The 18,283-nt window shown below is 44.8% G+C and carries 13 protein-coding genes and 1 tRNA gene; 1 reads left to right on the forward strand and 13 read right to left on the reverse strand.

The genetic code is table 11. The features are described 5' to 3' along the window. Positions 1-141: 141 nt before the first annotated feature. The 3 genes from B5F25_RS16095 to rbr form a co-directional block, all read right to left on the reverse strand. Positions 142-215 (reverse strand) — tRNA-Asp (locus tag B5F25_RS16095). A 173-nt stretch (positions 216-388) separates the two neighbouring features. Next, complete coding sequence (eno, locus tag B5F25_RS16100) at positions 389-1,669, reverse strand: phosphopyruvate hydratase (protein WP_022038855.1); 1,281 nt, start codon at positions 1,667-1,669, stop codon at positions 389-391. Between the two features lie 162 nt (positions 1,670-1,831). Next, a complete protein-coding gene (gene rbr / locus B5F25_RS16105; RefSeq protein WP_013618245.1) occupies positions 1,832-2,410 on the reverse strand; it encodes a rubrerythrin in 579 nt (192 codons plus the stop codon). 217 nt (positions 2,411-2,627) lie between these two features. Between rbr and sulP the strand changes: the two genes are divergently transcribed. Beyond that, positions 2,628-4,313, forward strand: a complete 1,686-nt coding sequence (sulP, locus tag B5F25_RS16110) for a sulfate permease (protein WP_013618246.1) — start codon at positions 2,628-2,630, stop codon at positions 4,311-4,313. A 326-nt stretch (positions 4,314-4,639) separates the two neighbouring features. On the opposite strand, the gene B5F25_RS21925 is transcribed toward sulP, so the two are convergent. From B5F25_RS21925 to B5F25_RS16160, 10 genes are all read right to left on the reverse strand, one after another. Further along, complete coding sequence (locus B5F25_RS21925; RefSeq protein WP_162614437.1) at positions 4,640-4,807, reverse strand: hypothetical protein; 168 nt, start codon at positions 4,805-4,807, stop codon at positions 4,640-4,642. After that, complete coding sequence (locus B5F25_RS16120; RefSeq protein WP_087250736.1) at positions 4,804-5,259, reverse strand: hypothetical protein; 456 nt, start codon at positions 5,257-5,259, stop codon at positions 4,804-4,806. The genes B5F25_RS21925 and B5F25_RS16120 overlap by 4 nt, the downstream gene beginning before the upstream one ends. Positions 5,260-5,340: 81 nt before the next feature. Next, on the reverse strand, positions 5,341-6,288 hold the full coding sequence (locus B5F25_RS16125) for a hypothetical protein (protein ID WP_087250738.1): 948 nt from the start codon (positions 6,286-6,288) through the stop codon (positions 5,341-5,343). A 363-nt stretch (positions 6,289-6,651) separates the two neighbouring features. Then, on the reverse strand, positions 6,652-9,804 hold the full coding sequence (locus B5F25_RS16130) for a fimbrial protein (RefSeq protein ID WP_087250740.1): 3,153 nt from the start codon (positions 9,802-9,804) through the stop codon (positions 6,652-6,654). A 1-nt stretch (position 9,805) separates the two neighbouring features. After that, positions 9,806-10,876 carry a hypothetical protein gene (locus B5F25_RS16135; protein ID WP_087250742.1) on the reverse strand — a complete coding sequence of 357 codons (1,071 nt, stop codon included), beginning with the start codon at positions 10,874-10,876 and terminating at the stop codon, positions 9,806-9,808. A gap of 7 nt (positions 10,877-10,883) precedes the next feature. Continuing rightward, complete coding sequence (locus B5F25_RS16140; RefSeq protein ID WP_087250744.1) at positions 10,884-12,380, reverse strand: Mfa1 family fimbria major subunit; 1,497 nt, start codon at positions 12,378-12,380, stop codon at positions 10,884-10,886. Between the two features lie 8 nt (positions 12,381-12,388). Next, complete coding sequence (locus tag B5F25_RS16145) at positions 12,389-13,465, reverse strand: FimB/Mfa2 family fimbrial subunit (RefSeq protein ID WP_087250747.1); 1,077 nt, start codon at positions 13,463-13,465, stop codon at positions 12,389-12,391. 235 nt (positions 13,466-13,700) lie between these two features. Then, entirely contained in the window at positions 13,701-15,500 is a 1,800-nt protein-coding gene (locus B5F25_RS16150; protein ID WP_087250749.1) for an Mfa1 family fimbria major subunit, read from the reverse strand. Between the two features lie 575 nt (positions 15,501-16,075). Next, positions 16,076-17,485 (reverse strand): DUF3868 domain-containing protein, encoded by a 1,410-nt coding sequence (locus B5F25_RS16155; protein ID WP_158100039.1) that lies wholly within the window; start codon positions 17,483-17,485, stop codon positions 16,076-16,078. A gap of 28 nt (positions 17,486-17,513) precedes the next feature. Further along, positions 17,514-18,092 (reverse strand): DUF3575 domain-containing protein, encoded by a 579-nt coding sequence (locus tag B5F25_RS16160; RefSeq protein WP_087250754.1) that lies wholly within the window; start codon positions 18,090-18,092, stop codon positions 17,514-17,516. Between the last annotated feature and the right edge of the window lie 191 nt (positions 18,093-18,283).

Consider the following 18,283-nt stretch of genomic DNA (forward strand, 5'->3'; position numbering starts at 1 on the left):
GAGTAGTTTTGATAGTAGCGATAAAAATATAATAAATTCTAAGGAAATGAGGAGTCCAGTATATAAAAATACCCGATTTTACATTCTTGGGTGTAAAATCGGGTGCTTATTTTATAAAACATTGATTTTCAATGTTTATTGCGGTGCGTACGGGACTCGAACCCGTGACCCCATGCGTGACAGGCATGTATTCTAACCAACTGAACTAACGCACCATTTTGTTTTTCTTTCGTTGCTATCTCTCTCGATTGCGGTTGCAAAGGTACAACTATTTTTTAAACCTGCAATACATTTCCCTGTTTTTTTTCATTTTTTCTTCATTTTAGGAGAAAAAGGGGAGAATTTCAGCTGAAATCTCCCCTTTATAACAAGCTTCAAGTGATTTTTTTCATTTAATACGCTTATATCCGTATACTGCCAAGTCGCCCAATTCTTCTTCGATACGGAGCAACTGGTTGTATTTCGCCATACGGTCCGAACGGCTCAGCGAACCGGTCTTGATTTGTCCGCTATTCGTTGCTACAGCTATATCGGCTATGGTGGCATCTTCGGTTTCACCCGAACGATGGGATGTAACCGTAGTATAACCATGGCGGTGTGCCATCTCGATAGCATCCAGCGTTTCGCTAAGTGAGCCTATCTGGTTTACCTTTATCAATATGGAATTAGCACATCCCATAGCGATTCCTTTCGAAAGGAATTCTACATTGGTTACGAACAGGTCATCGCCTACCAGCTGGCAACGTCCGCCGATACGTGCCGTCAGTTTCTGCCAGCCTTCCCAGTCGTTTTCACTCATACCGTCTTCGATAGAATCAATCGGATATTTGTCAATCAGCTCTTCCAGATAAGCGATTTGTTCATCCGATGTACGTTTCTTTCCTTTTTCCCCTTCGAAAATGGTGTAATCGTATACTCCATCCTTATAAAACTCAGATGACGCACAGTCCATACCGATTTTTACATCCTTGCCTGGTTCGTAGCCTGCTGCCCGGATAGCGGCAAGGATGGAGTCAAGCGCGTCTTCCGTACCATTCAATGTCGGCGCAAAACCTCCTTCATCACCTACCGCCGTACTCAGTCCACGGTCGTGCAAAACCTTCTTTAAGGCGTGGAATACTTCTGCACCCATACGCAAGCCTTCACGGAACGAAGAAGCACCTACCGGACGAATCATAAACTCTTGGAATGCAATCGGGGCATCGCTATGCGAACCGCCATTGATGATGTTCATCATCGGAACCGGCATTACATACGTATTCACTCCGCCGATATAGCGATAGAGAGGAATGTGCAGATAATTTGCAGCAGCTTTTGCCACGGCAAGCGAAACGCCCAAAATGGCATTGGCACCCAAATTCGATTTTGTCTTGGTGCCGTCCAGTTCCAACATTTTCCGGTCGATGGCACGCTGTTCCAATACAGACCAGCCCGTCAAAGCCGGAGCTATGACCGTATTGATATTCTCTACAGCCTTCAATACACCCTTACCGCCATAGCGTTTCGGATCTTTATCGCGAAGTTCCAACGCTTCGTGCTCGCCTGTAGAAGCCCCGGACGGAACCGAAGCACGTCCCATTATACCAGATTCCAGCATTACATCCACTTCTACGGTAGGATTGCCACGCGAGTCGAGCACTTCACGACCTATGATTGATTTGATTTTCATACATTTATTGATTTTAAAAGTTATTTTCTATGTCCGCAAAATTGCAAACTTTCATCTGTTTTGTCAATACCTGAAAGTAGGTATTTTAAACCGCAAGGGACACAGAAATACCCCTGTATCCCTGTGTCCCCTGTGATAAATTACCGAACTGTCAAGCAAGGCTTAATAATTCGTTTTCTGCACTTCAAAGTAAGCTTGTGGATGCAAGCAAGCCGGACAAGTTTCGGGAGCTTCCGTACCTACATACAGGTATCCGCAATTACGGCATTGCCATACCACTTCGGTATCTTTCTTGAACACCTTACCTTCTTCTACATTCTTTGCCAGTGCAAGATATCTTTCTTCGTGCCCCTTTTCGGCAACAGCTATTTCACGGTACATCTTGGCGATAGCAGGAAATCCTTCTTCATCGGCAATATCAGCAAACTTCGGATAGTCCAGTGACCATTCCTCGTTCTCACCTGCTGCAGCAGCCTTCAGGTTTTCCAGCGTAGTTCCGATGACACCCGAAGGATAGCTGGCTGTGATTTCCACCATTCCGCCTTCCAGCCATTTAAACATCCGCTTGGCATGTTCTTTCTCCTGGTCTGCAGTTTCGGTAAAGATAGCGGCAATTTGTTCATATCCTTCTTTCTTTGCCGCACTTGCAAAATAAGTGTAACGCATTCTTGCCTGTGATTCGCCAGCAAATGAAATACCCAGATTCTTCTCTGTTCTTGTTCCTTTAATACTTTTTCCCATAATCGTTAGTTATTTAGTGGTTAGACATTGTTTTCTTTTCAACATTACAAAGATAGCATTATTATTCAAATTTGTAATCATTACAATCCATCTTTTATGTTCTATTAAGACTTTCTTACCTTTTCTTAAAAGATTAACGGGAATGTAGTCGTTTATGTTCGGATAAATATATACTTTTGCACTTCTTTTTTATTATTTTAATTATTTCAATAGGTATATGAAGACATTTCAGTTTAAGCCGAAGCTGGTAGATACGCTTCGGAACTACACCCGGTCGGACTTCTCTACCGACCTGATGGCAGGCATCATCGTAGGCATCGTAGCCCTTCCGCTTGCCATTGCTTTTGGCATCGCTTCGGGAGTAAGTCCCGAAAAAGGCATCATCACCGCTATCGTAGCGGGATTCATCATCTCGCTTTTGGGCGGGAGCAAAGTACAGATAGGCGGACCTACGGGAGCCTTTATCGTTATTATCTACGGCATTATCCAGCAATACGGACTGGAAGGCCTGATGATAGCGACCTTAATGGCGGGCATACTCCTTATTATATTAGGAGTGTTCCGGCTTGGCACCATCATCAAGTTCATTCCCTACCCCATCATCATCGGTTTCACAAGCGGTATCGCCCTGACCATCTTCACCACACAGATAGCTGATGTATTCGGCCTGCAATTCGGAGGTGAGAAGGTGCCGGGCGACTTTATCGGCAAATGGATACTCTATGCACGCCATTTCGATACCGTCAACTGGTGGAACGTAGCGGTCAGCATAGCCAGCATCCTGATTATCGCGCTCACGCCCAAGTTCTCGAAAAAGATTCCCGGCTCGCTGGTAGCGATTATCCTTGTGACCGTAGCGGTATACCTGATGAAGATGTACGGAGGTGTGACCAGCATCGACACCATCGGCGACCGCTTCAGCATCCAGTCACAATTACCCGAAGCTACCGTACCTTCGCTCGACTGGGAAGCGGTGAAGAACCTTTTCCCCGTAGCGATAACCATCGCCGTGCTGGGGGCAATAGAGTCTTTACTCTCCGCCACCGTAGCCGACGGAGTCATCGGAGACCATCATGACTCAAACACCGAACTGGTGGCACAGGGCATTGCCAACATTATCTCACCCATCTTCGGCGGCATTCCTGCCACGGGAGCCATTGCCCGCACCATGACCAATATCAACAACGGAGGCCGCTCGCCGATAGCCGGTATCGTTCATGCCATCGTGCTTCTGCTCATCCTGATATTCCTGATGCCGCTCGCCAAGTTCATCCCGATGGCTTGCCTTGCCGGCGTATTGGTAGTAGTATCCTATAACATGAGTGGCTGGAGAGTATTCAAAGGGCTGTTGAAAAACCCGAAATCCGATGTAACGGTACTGCTCATCACTTTCTTCCTTACCGTGATATTCGACCTGACCGTTGCCATCGAAGTGGGGCTGGTCATCGCCTGTGTATCGTTTATGAAACGAGTGATGGAGACCACGCAGATATCGGTCATCACCGATGAAATCGACCCCAACAAGGAATCGGACGTGGAAACGCACGAAGAACACCTGGTTATCCCCGAAGGCGTGGAAGTATACGAAATAAACGGACCTTACTTCTTCGGCATCGCCACCAAATTTGAAGAAATCATGGCACGGCTGGGCGACCGCCCGCAGATACGCATCATCCGAATGCGCAAAGTGCCTTTCATCGACTCTACGGGCATACACAACCTGACAACCCTGTGCGAGATGTCACAAAAGGAAAACATCCACATCATCCTTTCGGGTGTCAATCCGCAGGTGCACGACGTATTGGAACGGTCGGGCTTCTATACTTTGCTGGGCAAGGAAAACATCTGTAGCAACATCAATGAAGCACTCGATGTGGCACGGAAAGAGCTTGGCGTAAGCTGATGCCTTAATCTGTTAAAGACTTTTGAATAAGAAGGTACGTTTCTTAAAGCATGTTATAAAACACGTTTTTATAACCCTAATGCTTGCATATTTCCCAGAAGTCCGTACCTTTGCAATGTGTTTTTCATAGTATTAGATTTAAGGTTAACAAAGGTTGGAGTACAGCGGTACTCCTTTTTTTATGCCCGTACGTTTCGTATGTCCCGATTCTCTAGACTATAAAATAAACTTCGTCGACCTTCGGTTCCTCATACTCAATACTTGCGAATTGCACGAGTTGTTGAGCGAAGCGAAAAAATCCGCAAGAACAGATATGGGATGATTCATCAAAGTGTTGCCTTGCCTTGATGTTCTTTCAAGAACTTGTCACGAATCAGCAAACCGATTATGTGGAGGTAAATCTGTACTGACTTCCCGTGCTGATAAGCAAAATCTTTTATCCGGATGATACTATCCGCATCGAAAAACTTTTCGGGTTCTACAGATGCTGTCATAAACAATATTCTTGTACATCGTATGCCGTATTTACTTCCGACAGTTCGATATTCTTCCGAATCTTTTCCCAGTTTTTGCTAATAATGCCATCTGCATCTATCTGCGTGGCAATTTCTTTACCCTCATTTGTCAACGATATGGGGCTGTGGCTTTGTATCAGGTTTGCGCCACCGTTGCACAGGAAATCCATGTTTCCTTTGATATATGACATATCTCTTCTTATCTCATCGATTTTGTTTTCTACGCTCTCAAACCGTCTTCGCGTATTATCCTCATTACGGTCAAGCGTGTTCAAGACGCGTTGTTCCATTTCCCGTTCGTCTTTCTCCAGCTCGGCATGTCTGGCATGTATCATCGTCACTTTTTTCGTGATGAAATACACCAACCAAAATGCGAGCATGATAACGGCAAAGGTGATTGCTGCCGAAACTCCGAAAACTTCTTCTTGCATACTGAAAATGATTGGATTAATGAGTGCGGCAAGAAGCTCACTGGAAACAAATACGTCACAATCCTAATCATAAAAGTCGTTTTATTTTAATCCTTTACGCCGTAAAGTTTCAACAACTTCTTCTTCCGAAATAGACAACTGCACTGCTATATCGGTTACAGAAATATGATTCTTGGATAACAGGCAAATAGCTGAAGAAAGTTTTTCATTCTGTTCTTCCAACTTCTTATCCTTCTCCTCCAACTTCTTATCCTTCTCTTTTATTTCCTTATCTTTTATCATGATAGTCGTATCACGTGCTTCTATTTCGGAAAGGATTTCATCTTCTACATCCATGGCACGCCGTACATCGGGTGCTACTGCCGCTTTGACCAAGCGGCTTACCAGTATTTGTTCGTCATTATGAAAAACCTCTTCATTAATTTCAAGCAAATGCTCATTGCCTTTCATGCAATAATCCTGGTCGAACACATTCAAGATACGTTCCAAGCGGTTGCGCATACGCCCTTTCAGGAAAGGTATCTGTACGATGATGCTGTCGTGAGTCAGGCTTTCGATGAATTTGTCGGGCACACCATCCACTATCGGATTCGAGTCATAGTCCAAGTAACGGCGGCGCACATATACTACCGGTTCGGTCAGGTCGCCTAACTTATGCCCTAAAATATAAATGGAAACGATGGGCAGGCCATAGCCTTTCTCACCTTCGGCACTCGAAATGTTTTCCTTATTTAAATATTGTGTACCCAGATATTGACGGAAACGGAGTGTCTCTGTAGTCAGCCACGTTTTTTGTAGTTCTATCAGTATCAGGTTTTCTGTTCCGTCTTCGTTGCGTACATTGGCAGAGAAGTCAATGCGGAACAGCGAAATCCCTGTTTGCCGTATGCCGGTGTATTCATGTCTCCGCATTTGTAGCGAAAGCACTTCTTTCTGCAGCAAGGCGGAAAGCAAAAGCTTTGCCACTCGCTCGTCTTCCATCATGTATTTGAATACTACATCATAAATAGGGTTGGCTATAATTGTCATCGCTTGGTTCCTCCATTCGTTAGTGTTACTGGACTATCGCAAAGGTACTGATTCTTAATGAGAATTGCAACAGAGGAAAAGAGAATATTCATTTTGTTTCCCATTGCGGTGATCATGGTCAAGCTAACACCCAAAAGCTCTTGCTCTTTCTTTGTTTATGTTGAACGCAGTAAAAACATCTCAGAAGTGAGCTGCAGAAACTCCGAAAACTTCTTCTTGCATACTATGGTGGAGTAAAGATACAATAATTCCGCTAGATAAAAAGTAGTGAGGTTGTTTTATTTATTAAAAGGATAATTTCCTCTGCATGAAGCTTGAATATCATGCGGAAGAATTATCCTATTTAAATTACTTTTAAAACAACTATGGAGCTACCTCATTGGGATCGGCGTCACGGACGCAACGTACACGGATAGGATATCCGCCATCGGGCTGTGCGGTTATCATTTTTCGATTAGCGTCATATGCGAATCCGGGACGATCAGCAAAACTTGAAGTGCCTTGCCTGCCTGAAAAACTGGTGGATGTCATATAGTAATAACCTGTGGCAAATCCAAGAGCATTGGCTTGCGTTGACATGATTAACATCTCGCGAAGATTGGGCACACGCCATTCTCCTAAATGTCCCTCATCATTATCACCATATGTTCCACAAGGATTATAACCGTTATCCCAAATATTTACCATTGTCCAAAGATTGTTATTTGAAGGAACATGAGTATCTTCCTCGGCCACTACAAATCCTCCATGATAAAGTCGGTTGGCTGTCGAGGGACGTGTACTGTTCGGTTCCTCAAAGTGCGATCCGTAAGGGTCATCATACGAAACTTCACGGAATATCAGCGGGTCAAGGACATCACCAAAACTGAAGAGATTGCGGCTGTTGTCAAACCGATAGGACGGTGAACCTAAGGCTATGTCGTCCACCACGGTGCTATTGCTATTTTCTACTATCTCTTTGCTTGGCAGATTGCGTACACACCGAATCAGCATTTGGTTGCCTGATTGGTTGTAATCTCCAAAAGCTCCTATCTCAGCTGCCCATATCACTCGTTTGCTGACACCGGCTCCTTCCTCGTTGTCATAGTTCGTACTTGTATAATACAAAGCTCCGTAGTTGTAGAAATAATCAGGGTATTTCCTTCCGGGAATCAAACTTTTATCTACCATGAAAAGCCGTGAAGCATCCGACATGGCATCCGAACCTATTCCTATGCGCAAATATTGGTCTGCCGCTGCCAAGTACCACCTTATTTCATTGTCATCAATTTCTCCATCGCCATCTAAGTCCCTGTTGCGTGAAAGACATGCATAATAAGGGTGGTAAAAGTAACCACTACGAAAATAGTTGTTTTCATACCACGAATAATATTTTTCCTTCAGTATATTACTGTTACCTATCTTATGATCTCTACTATCATCGGCAGCATCGGTGGAATAATACCCATTAGTATTTGTCTTGATATAGAAGCTCCATTGGGTTGTTCTGTCATCCAGGCTTTCCAACTCAATCATGTTTGCTCTACCATTACTGGGCGAAGTTCCACGACTGTCTCCGTATACGCCTTTTATGTTATAAAACGAAAACAAATCATTCTCGCAATACGTCTCTACGCCCATGGCATTAATGGTTTCGTCCGCATCCGCATTATAGAAAGTCTGGATGGAACGTTGGGTAAACGATGTGCGGGCTTTGGAATAGGTGCTGTTCCCGTCAGTGCTGCTCTTTATGCTGCTTGCTATAATCATGGTGCGGTCGTTCTGGCGGGTAAAGTCACCCCATGCCACCGTTTCACCGCTGATAGGGTTCTTGTCATAATAGTATTCGTCAATGAATACGGTGAAATAAGCATAATACCTTCTCTGATTTTGGACAATCCATATATTTTCCACCTTTTGGTTTGTCGGAATAGATTCACCATTGATTATCTTCCTGACCACCTTACCCAAACTCCTGCATACCTGATAAGGAGTAAGCAATTCGGTGCTTGCGTTGTTTTCGGGCAAACCTGGATAAGGGGACAATTCGTTTGCGTCTCGTTGTGGATAGAAATAAATCCACTTGTAATCCATGTCTTTAGTGGCTTCTTGTTCTGTTCTTGTTTCCGCATAGGGCAACAATATTTCAGGACTTGTACTGAACGGGGTGGATGACCATAACATGAATGCATGGGCAATGTCTTCATCTGTGACAGACCTTTCGTTTTCCGTTGCTTCACTTTTCAGCGCATTGGCTATCTGGGTCAAATCATAAGAAACGAATACCTGCTCATAATGACAGTCCAGTTCAAATATCTGTGCAGCATCTTCCGTACCTATGATGTTGCCTTCCGCGCCCGATTCGTTTTCTTCATCGGTGGTGGCTTCCACTATGATGTTCTCCACTCCCTCAATGGACACATTGTAAGTATACCTCACATTGCGCTTCACAGAGAAATCCTGCATGCTGCCGGTGTCGCTAAAGTCTCCCAAATGAATGGTGTACGACACATTGCCTTGATAGACCAGCATACCGTTATCGTCAGTTTCTATGTAGTCGCCTTCTATGACTATGTACGTACTGTTATGGGGGGCATTTGTCCAATCTTTGCTGCCATCTTCCTTATATTCATCCCATGTGTCACGCTTATGGTAATCACCGTTTATGCCGGCTTTGCCTTGAGGCTGCGGATTCTCCGGCATGTAAAAGGTGATGTACGATATACCGTCATCTTCCGGCTCCCTTGCATTCTGTGTGCGTATGTCATAGTACTTCCTTGTGCCTTCTGCAGGAACCGTACCTTCGTTATTGAACACCATACACTGCTTGGGCACCCTGTACACCGTGTAAGTGGAGGGTGTGAAGTCTATGGTGTGATTATTGTCTTTTCCGCCTGTTTCCGTATGCGTGCAGATGTTCACGTTTATTTGCGCCACGGGACGTTTGGCGTAGATAATGCCGGACGCCGTGCCATCTTCCTGTACCTCTATGCCGGTGCCTATACCCGTCAATAGCACATAATCTGTCTCGAAACCGGGTAGGGCCTGTGCATTGATGAGGCTTGCATTGATGGTAAACAGTTTCTTCTTAAATTCTTCTTCTGACAGTTGCAAGTCTTTCAGTTCGTCCATGCAGCTTTGCCAGAAAGGAGCATCCTCGTTGGCCACAGCATAGACTGTCTTTTTCCCTACGGTTGCCTCCAATCCGCCTCCGCTTAGTTTGTACCGTTTACATCCGTTTTCCGTAGTACCATCATTGGTTATCTGTGAGCTTTCGCTCAATGTACCGTAATCTTCCATTTGTCCGTTTGCGTTGAATACGAACAGCGTGACATTCCTCACGGTGGAAAGATTCTCGCTCGCTCTGGTCAGTGCCATGTCTTTCCTGTCTTCTTTTGCGGTCTGCAAGGTGAATTGCCTTATTTTCACACGCTTTCCATTACCTGTGTTCCCCACGATCGTATCATCGGTACAGGCTGAGACTGCGAGCAACAGGCATACGCAGCTTACGAATATGCAGTATATCGTCTTTTTCATGTCACTCAAATGTTATATCCATATTTTTGTCTTCCCAACAACATACCACAAGATAGAGGTCTGTCCAGTTTATCGTCAACGTTCCGGACATGGTACCTTTGATGACCAACCTGCTGTTGCGTGGAATATATGTGTTACCTCTTTCTCCGTTTTTTGTGAGGAACACTTTGTAGTCTCTCTCATCATTCAGACCGATGCTATAACGGTAAACATCTCCAGAGTTTGGTAAAGTAACGGGGTAAGTGTAAACAGTGCATACCGTGCGTTCTTCCCCTTGGGGAATACTGACGGACGGTTCTAAATCAAAGTCATGGTATGTTACATTTGTTCCCTGCGGCATTGTCCTGTTACTGTGCATATAGTAATATACCTTGTCAGGAAAGAAGCGCCCGAAGTTCACTGCGTTTATATCCAAGTACTCATCACCAATCTTGGCGTTCGTAATATCCACCACTATCTTTATTACACACCTTACCAACGGTATTTCTATTTGTTCCACCTTCTTGTTGGTCAGGTCCACGGGGATGCCGTCATCTTTGTATGTATCGTGAGCTTGCACTCCCCTGCATCCTGTCATGGGAAGCCCAAATTGTGCTATAGACTCATCTGTGGCCAGCTTGGGGAAGTGAGCACGTTCCGTATCTGTCCACGCCATTCCCAAGATATTTCCGGAAGTCAGTTTGCCTTCTGCCAAAAGGCCGTCTTGCTCCAAACCCTCAGTATCAAATTCACGCCCCATACTCTCCTCATTGGCAAAGACATAGAAACGTACTTTTGTTTTCGGCAGTTCTATGCTTACGGTGTGGCGTTCCACATCGCCCAGTCCGCTTTCTTTTTGATTATAAAGGATGGTACCTGCCTCGTCTGTCACGATGATGCGCAGGGTTTTAATGCCTTCGTTGGCATCTATGTCTCCTTCGTTGGCGCGTGTGTTGAATGTTAGGTTGACCGTAGCTTTTGAGCTTTCGTTATTTACCTGTTCCGCCATATCATCGGCACAAGCCATGATAGTCAAACATACGCAGAGCACAATCCCAAGCTTGCCTATTATATTGAAAAATAACTTACCCATAATTTCTTTACCATTCTACAGCGTTTGTTGGTATATCTTTCCAATCTTCTACATACACAGTGATAATTACTTGCGCATCTCCCGTGGGTTCTACACTTCCTATACCATTCACACTTGTCACATTCAGTTGATAGATGTTGTTCCGCACAATGGCATATTCCATCGGACTGATTACATCCGGATTGTTGTCATCGGCATGACGTATCCAGTAAGTGTAATAACAAATACCGTTCTCATATTTATAGACGCCATATTTTTTGCAATTATTGTCTGTCAGGGTAATGCCATCAATTTTTATATCATCCAAAGAAGGATAAAATTGGTTAGCATACCAGTAGAAAGTAGTGCCTTCTGTAAAGCTATTGGGTGTGTATTGTGCCTTAAACACTATTCCTGTACAATATTGGGCACGACTCTCAGATACGACTTCTGCCGACACCACATTCTCTTGGGTATAATCCAAAAATCCATAAGTTACTCCATTTTGTTTTGAAAAAATCTCCGTACTTGGTTCTCTCCAATTTATACCTCCCCAATTAGTATAAGTCGGGAAATAAATTTTATCATATTCATTTTTAATGTTATCGGTAGGCGGATTCAATGTTTTTGGATCTACCACATAGTTGGAAGCAATTTCCGTACTACTCCCTTTTTCATCCCCTAAATAAACGACATCTGATGTCGGAGAGATGTTAATATCTTGTGTTACACGTTTAAATACATAAGACTGGCTATTGTATTTATTTACCAATGTTGCCCCTATGATTTTAACCTTATCATTGGGCGCGTTTTTTGGTGTAAAATAAGGTTGAGCTTCGGGATAGGCTAGATGATAATCAACTCGTGCCACTGTCCGTTCTACATTTACGGTAACTGTAGAAGGATTATTTTTCGAATTGTTTGCTTCTATAGTTATCTTACTGACATCCGGACCAGCTGATGACATCAAAAAGTGATGCACTCCTCCTGTTTCAGACATGGCATGATATTTTATTTCGCGTAGCTCGGCCAAAGTGTTTCTTTCCAATACGATAGACATGTTCCTGCCATAATTGGCCACCACCAGCACATCGTAAGTTTGACCTATTTGTAAATTTGTTTCAGCACTCACTTCTTTTGTTACAGAATAAATGGCATCATAGTTGCTTTCACTATTTTTTCCATCATATTGCAATTCGTCTTCATCAAAAAACAAGCATTTCACGTCTATATTTTCCGCATTGGAAGAGTTTATCCCGTCATCTCCTTGAAAGAAAAATACATTCAAGTCATACACACTGCTCTCCTCAACTGTACCTGCTTGCGGATCGTCACCGTCTTCTCCCGGCGTAGGCACTCTTGAAGCATTGCTGCCGCCTGTATTCACTACCACACTTACATACACGCCGCTGCCTGCTTCCTCTTCTTCTGCGGGAGAAACGGGAAGCGTGTCGTCCTTGCAGGCAGTGACGAGCAGTGCCAGCAGGAAGGGGAGGAGGAGGTATGTCAGAGCGTTTCGTTTCATGGTTTTGCTTAATCTAATGATACATTCTGGATGCGCTTGCTCCAGCCGAGGATGCCGATGGATACTTCGGCGTATTGCCACTCGCCACCTTGCAGGAAGAAGGTGAGGCGGAAGTCGTAGCCGCGGTCGAGGAACTCTTGGAGGGAGTAACGCTGCGTTTCATCGTAGTTGCGAAGCTGACCCAAGAGGTTGCACAGGTCGGCTTCTATCACTGTATGGTCTGTGTCGCGGTGGCGGATGACGAGGCGTGCACGGTCTTCTTCGGCGCCATCGGCATAGAGACGTGAGGTCATGAAGTCGGCATGTGCCGTGCGTCCGGCGTCCGACCTTGCTGCCGAAGCATCGGTGTCCGAAGTGTTCCAAGTGGCGTAGGGCGTATAGATAGCCGTGCGTGCTTGGGCAGATGCTTCCAGGTCGTGCGTTGCCGGGCTGTATGCCATGGTCAGGTCGCGGTGGTAAATGAAGAAATCATAGTCGGCAACGTCCATAGTTTCGGGACGGTCTATCTCACGCAAGGATACGGATATCGACTTGGTGTCGCGCACCAGCGAAAGTGTATCGTAAGCATAGCCTTCGGCAGGGACGTAAAGAGGCGTTGCGCTGACGGCGTGCCAAAGCGTGTCCAGCGGCAAGTTACCATGAGGCACCGTGGCGAAGCCGTTGCCCAGGTCTTGATGTGCCAGCGATACACTGAAGTCGTCTATCCCGTCTCCGGCATCGGGTGCCGACCAGGTGAAGTTTGCTCCGGGTCCGGCTTGCAGCTCGTCGAAAGAACGCTGCTGGGCTACGGCAAGGAACTGGTAGTTTCCTTGGGGCAAGTCGAGGTACAGGCAGGGCTGCGTGCGGCGGAGATTTGGCTCGATATAGGAAGTGACAAAGCGTCCTTCTTCATCGTAAACAAATACGCCTACGCTACCCACGTGGCCGATCATGTCGGCACGCTGCAGGTTATAGTCGTACTTGAAGCTAAGGCATACGCCGTGTTCGCATCCGCTGCGGTCGTCGTACATCCAGTCGGTGCAGGCGGAAAGGGTGATTCCAGCCCACAGGATAGCCAGCATTCGTAGGGTATATATCGCTTTCATTTAATAATTAACAATTAATAATTAATAGTTAATAATGAGCACAGGGGCACAGAGGGTAATTAATAATTAACAATTAATAATGAACACTATGGCACAGAGGTTTTTCTTTCCTAATTTGATGAAAATCAGTTGTCATGCTGAACGCAGTGAAGCATCTCGGATGCGCCCACGTGGATGTTCACGAGATCCTTCGCTCCGCTCAGGATGACATTGCTTATATTTTGCTTTTACAAAATTAGAGTTCTACGTTTTGAGTGCGTCTTGCCCACGAGAGGACATTTATTGCACATTTTACAAAACCTTCCGTTCCATCATCTGGATCTGGATCTGGATCTTCAATTTCCGGCAAACCAGGTCCACTTATTCCTGTAATATTAATTTCATACCAGTTATTACGAACAACGCCATAACGCCCTAAATGTTTGGCTTCTGTATATGATTCACCTGCCACATATGGCGTTTCACCATCTCCAAAGTGTTTGATAAGTACACTATAATAATAACTAACGCCATCTTTATAATAATTGACTTGTCCCAAATTATTTAATGCTGTCGCATTATCTCCCTCTATAGCAGAACCATTATTCAATATAATATCTGAAAGTTTTTTCGTACCACCTTCTTTATTATAGAAACCGCCAGCAGCATCAGGTTTAATAGTTAATGTTGCTTCACTCAAACCACTTACTTTTGTTTTGACATAATTCAGAAAATCGGTTTCTGTATATGCTTGAGCTATGTTCCCTACAACAAAGAATGATTGATCACCAGTTCCAGTCATATCATATTTAGCTTTAAGCAAAAGGGTTGTGGTTTTATTCCTATTCTGATTATCCGTATTAAATGTGTTTTCTAAGCAATAGGCAGGATAATTGTCCGCACCTATTGACTCTTTAGATTCACAATTCTCAATCCATGGAATATTAGTATCAGATTCTTTATAAATCGTGAAATTAGTTTCACCAGCTATAAGACTGCTATAATTTGGATCCTCAGCCCAATAAATTCGATATTGCTTAGTTGTAGCATTTGAATTAACAGCTGTATTTCCGATGAAACGATCACCTATCGCATTGTCATTGTCAGTATATTTTGCCCACGTACTAAGTTCACTTACTTTACGTACGAGATAAGTATAATTATTAGTTACATTCAATGTCCAACCTTCTAATGTTACGACATCACCATCATACGCACTATTAGTATTATCGACTATAATCTGTTTATTGCTGTCAAACCCCTTTAAAGTCACCTTTGCAACAATGCGCTCTACATAAATTTCATCAGGAGCCGCATTTGCATCATTAGCCAATTCTCTTGTAGCATAAACTTTTACCGGTACTAAAGTTTGAGCGGTTATTGCTGTTCCCTCTGTTGTTGATACATTATCACCATTTGTTGATGTAAGTGGAGCATTAGTCATTAGGAAACTTGTTTGCGTCCCTGTTCCATTTATTTTCGTACATGCATCAACGGTTGTAGCAAGATTGTCCTGCAAATCTGACAATGTACTAGTTGATGATAAAAGAGTACCTCCCACAATTAAATCACCTTCTGTTTGCGAATCTTTGATAGTAACTACCTGATTAGGATTCAATATAACAAGCGCATACAATGTTGTACCAGTAGGAACAACTGGTGCTTCTGTTATCGTAGCGACACGAGAGCTTACTTGATCATCTGCTGGATTTTGATTGGAAAAAGATAAATCACCTAAGTCATAAGCCTTTTTAAATTTTGCTGTATTTTCGGCTGTACCCGCAAAGAAAGCTATTATGCCACCTGTTATATTGTATTCATCAGATTTACCATCATCAAAAATAACATCGTTATTTCCTGTATCTGTTCCATCATCATCAGCTCTTGACATACCTCCGCTCGTAGTAGGCATATTAATCGCCACTTTCACATAGCCTTCTCCTGTAGCAGGAGTAGTCCCACCCGCATTTCCTGCGCCTGTGTCTTCCAAATTGTCGCTACATGCGGCGAACATGCCTGCCGCGAGCAACATTGCTAAATACTTCACTTTTTTCATAATCGTAGTATAATTAAATTAGTAATCTCTTTTTTAGTTGGCTAAGTTTTTAATACACTTGTTACCTTTTGCCTTCGAACTCATGGGAAATACGGGAAAAAGGGAACTGGTCTTATGAAAAAAGACTATGATATATGACTTTGGCAAGAAAGCAGCTTTCGCAGTACCGGGAGGTTCAGTCCTCGCAAAATCCTAAGGGCTCAGGACTGCAGTCCTTATAGTACTAGGACTGGAGTACCGGTGCAATGAAACAGCAGTCCTACTGCATTGGGACTGGCGGATTGATTGTATTATTCGAAAAAGTCAGTAGTATGACTAGGAAACTGTTTTGAAATTCTACAAAAAATCTAATGGATTCCGCAATTAGCCAACGTAGGGGCGCATTGGGCAAAATGCGAATATTCATTTAAACTTATCACTGCAAAGTTAATTGTTTTTCCCGTATTTCCCAATAAGTCAAAGAACGAAAGTTATCTCTATCAAAACCACTCTCTTTTCTTTCACCACCGATTACACAGATTTTTTATTGGCAATGAAAAATTAATTATTCAATCTGTGTAATCTGTGGTGAGCCTTCAAATGCCCGACAGGTTGGCTTGGGCTTCCTCCAGTCCGGCTTCGGAAGCTTGGTGGAGCCAGCGGACGGCTTCATCGTACCGTTCCAGCATACGTAAGGCTACGCCCCGTGCATTGGCTGCCTGCGGACTGTCGCCCGCTTTCATCAGGTAAGGCATGGCCTGCTGCGCTAGTCCTTGTTCGAGCAAGGCATTTGCCGCATTGAGGTTTGCCACCGGGTCGGTAGGGTAGTATTGCACGGCTATCTGGAACACCTCGATAAACTCCGGACTTCCGGGACGGTAGGTCTGCGCCACGGCAAACATTTCCTGTAGCGAAAGGTTCTGCGGGCGGGTGCGGATGACCTGCTTCGCCTCATCGGCATTGAATCCGCGTATCACATAATCGATGCGGTAATCGGAACGGCGCAGTCCGGGATAGCAGTCGGCAAGCAGGGTGCGGTATGCCTGCGGATAAGCCGAACGCAAACGCCGCTCTTTGGCATCAGGCTCATCTTTACTATCGATTATCTCCAGGATGCCTTCCTTATCGGCAAGGCTGCTTCCGGCTACGTAGGCACGCAGCCCTTCCCAGTTCTCGGGCTCGCTGTCTACGGCAAACAAGCTGTCGGCCAGCCCGTAACGGTTCATGATATATCCTTTTAATGCCTCGGTACGGCCTTCTGCCAGACGTGCATTCGAACGGTAAGTGCCTTCGGGCGAAGCATATCCCTTGACGTATATCTGCACGATATTCACGTCTTTATCGGCACGCACACTGTCTATCGTGGCACGTATCTTTGCCAGTTCTGCCGGATTACGCCGGTAATCAGGGTAAATTTCGGTCTTGTTGACAGGAAAATCGAGGTAAGCACGGCCGCTGAGCTGACGGCTCTTTACAGTCTCGACCTGCGGAGCAATGTATGCCAATGCCGGATGCCACGCAATATCTGCTACGGCAAGGGGCTGCTGCATGGTGTTTATTACTTGTCCGCACCCGCATTCGTCCTTACCCAGATAGAGCGACGCACCTTCCATCCACGGCTGGTAGGGCAGGACTGCCTGATAGGGAAGCCGGGACGGCATCCCTTTACCGGCTTTCACCACGCGGCAAGGCGTTCCGGCATAAACAAGCGAATCATTACGCAGGTAATACAGGTAACGCTTGCGACCCATCAGTTCGACGGAGGGCAACCATTGCCCGCCGCTTTCTCCCTTGAAAAACGGCTGAAGCACCAGCGAACGGTTGGAACGTATCTGAAGGCTATCGAGACGGAACAGCAATGTGATGCGTACACTGTCGCGCACACGGCTGATCTGTACGTCATCGACACCGACAGCATTGCCCGCCGATGGTACCTGTGCAAAAGACATGAGTGGCAACAAAGCCAACCCGCTCCCGAACAAATAAGATAATATGTTACGTGTCATTCTTTTCATATCCACCGCCTCCCTTCCGTTAGAATACATAAATGAGATTGACCGCTGCTTTGGTAGGTCCCACATAATGGTGTGGCTTGTTGTTTTCCAGCTGCTCTCCGCAGCGCGGACACTCGTACTTATCTGCCTGAGTATAGACATATCCGATGCCTATCTCAGCCTCTACACTCCAATGCCTGCCCAGCATCCAGTGGTATCCGTAGGCTATGCCTGCCCCTACCAGCCAGCCTTCGTAGCGGTGTTCTTTCAGCTGTCCGAAATCGGTACCCAGGAAAGTAAAGTCTGTATTCCAGTTTCCCATATTATAGATGCCGCCTACAAGATGCGCACCGACAAAATGTCCGTTAAAACGTTCGCACAGCCAATAGCGTGCTTCGGGCTGCAGCACCCAGTGTTTCCATTTCTTATTATCGCTGAAAGTCCATGCATTGAGATTCCCCGATATGTCTACAGTCCATTTCGGAGCCACTTTAAATTCTATACCAAGATTTGCTGTTGCGGTTATGTCGTATAATAAATTAGTCTTTACCACCACATTCTGTGCAGATGCGGTAAGACTTGCCACGACCAGACAAATACTTACAATTAGTAATCTCATACTGAACTTTTTTAATCTCTATCGAACCTCTATCAAAACGGGGTAAATGTAGTAATTAATTACCAAATACAAATATATTAGAGTTTATGTAAATTAGTTATGATAGTTCCAAGGGTTGATTTTAATTCTGAGATTATGCAGTGCCATACATGTGGAAAAGATGTTTTCTACAAAGTTGTTCGCCCTGAGCC

It is taken from the genome of Bacteroides sp. An19, assembly GCF_002160215.1.
In the GTDB taxonomy this organism is placed as follows: Bacteria; Bacteroidota; Bacteroidia; order Bacteroidales; family Bacteroidaceae; genus Phocaeicola; species Phocaeicola intestinalis.

Bases quoted from the DNA above. Each gene is read 5' to 3' on its own strand.
- eno (WP_022038855.1), bottom strand. From the start codon at position 1,669: ATGAAAATCAAATCAATCATAGGTCGTGAAGTGCTCGACTCGCGTGGC.
- rbr (WP_013618245.1), bottom strand. From the start codon at position 2,410: ATGGGAAAAAGTATTAAAGGAACAAGAACAGAGAAGAATCTGGGTATT.
- sulP (WP_013618246.1), top strand. From the start codon at position 2,628: ATGAAGACATTTCAGTTTAAGCCGAAGCTGGTAGATACGCTTCGGAAC.
- B5F25_RS21925 (WP_162614437.1), bottom strand. From the start codon at position 4,807: ATGACAGCATCTGTAGAACCCGAAAAGTTTTTCGATGCGGATAGTATC.
- B5F25_RS16120 (WP_087250736.1), bottom strand. From the start codon at position 5,259: ATGCAAGAAGAAGTTTTCGGAGTTTCGGCAGCAATCACCTTTGCCGTT.
- B5F25_RS16125 (WP_087250738.1), bottom strand. From the start codon at position 6,288: ATGACAATTATAGCCAACCCTATTTATGATGTAGTATTCAAATACATG.
- B5F25_RS16130 (WP_087250740.1), bottom strand. From the start codon at position 9,804: ATGAAAAAGACGATATACTGCATATTCGTAAGCTGCGTATGCCTGTTG.
- B5F25_RS16135 (WP_087250742.1), bottom strand. From the start codon at position 10,876: ATGGGTAAGTTATTTTTCAATATAATAGGCAAGCTTGGGATTGTGCTC.
- B5F25_RS16140 (WP_087250744.1), bottom strand. From the start codon at position 12,380: ATGAAACGAAACGCTCTGACATACCTCCTCCTCCCCTTCCTGCTGGCA.
- B5F25_RS16145 (WP_087250747.1), bottom strand. From the start codon at position 13,465: ATGAAAGCGATATATACCCTACGAATGCTGGCTATCCTGTGGGCTGGA.
- B5F25_RS16150 (WP_087250749.1), bottom strand. From the start codon at position 15,500: ATGAAAAAAGTGAAGTATTTAGCAATGTTGCTCGCGGCAGGCATGTTC.
- B5F25_RS16155 (WP_158100039.1), bottom strand. From the start codon at position 17,485: ATGACACGTAACATATTATCTTATTTGTTCGGGAGCGGGTTGGCTTTG.
- B5F25_RS16160 (WP_087250754.1), bottom strand. From the start codon at position 18,092: ATGAGATTACTAATTGTAAGTATTTGTCTGGTCGTGGCAAGTCTTACC.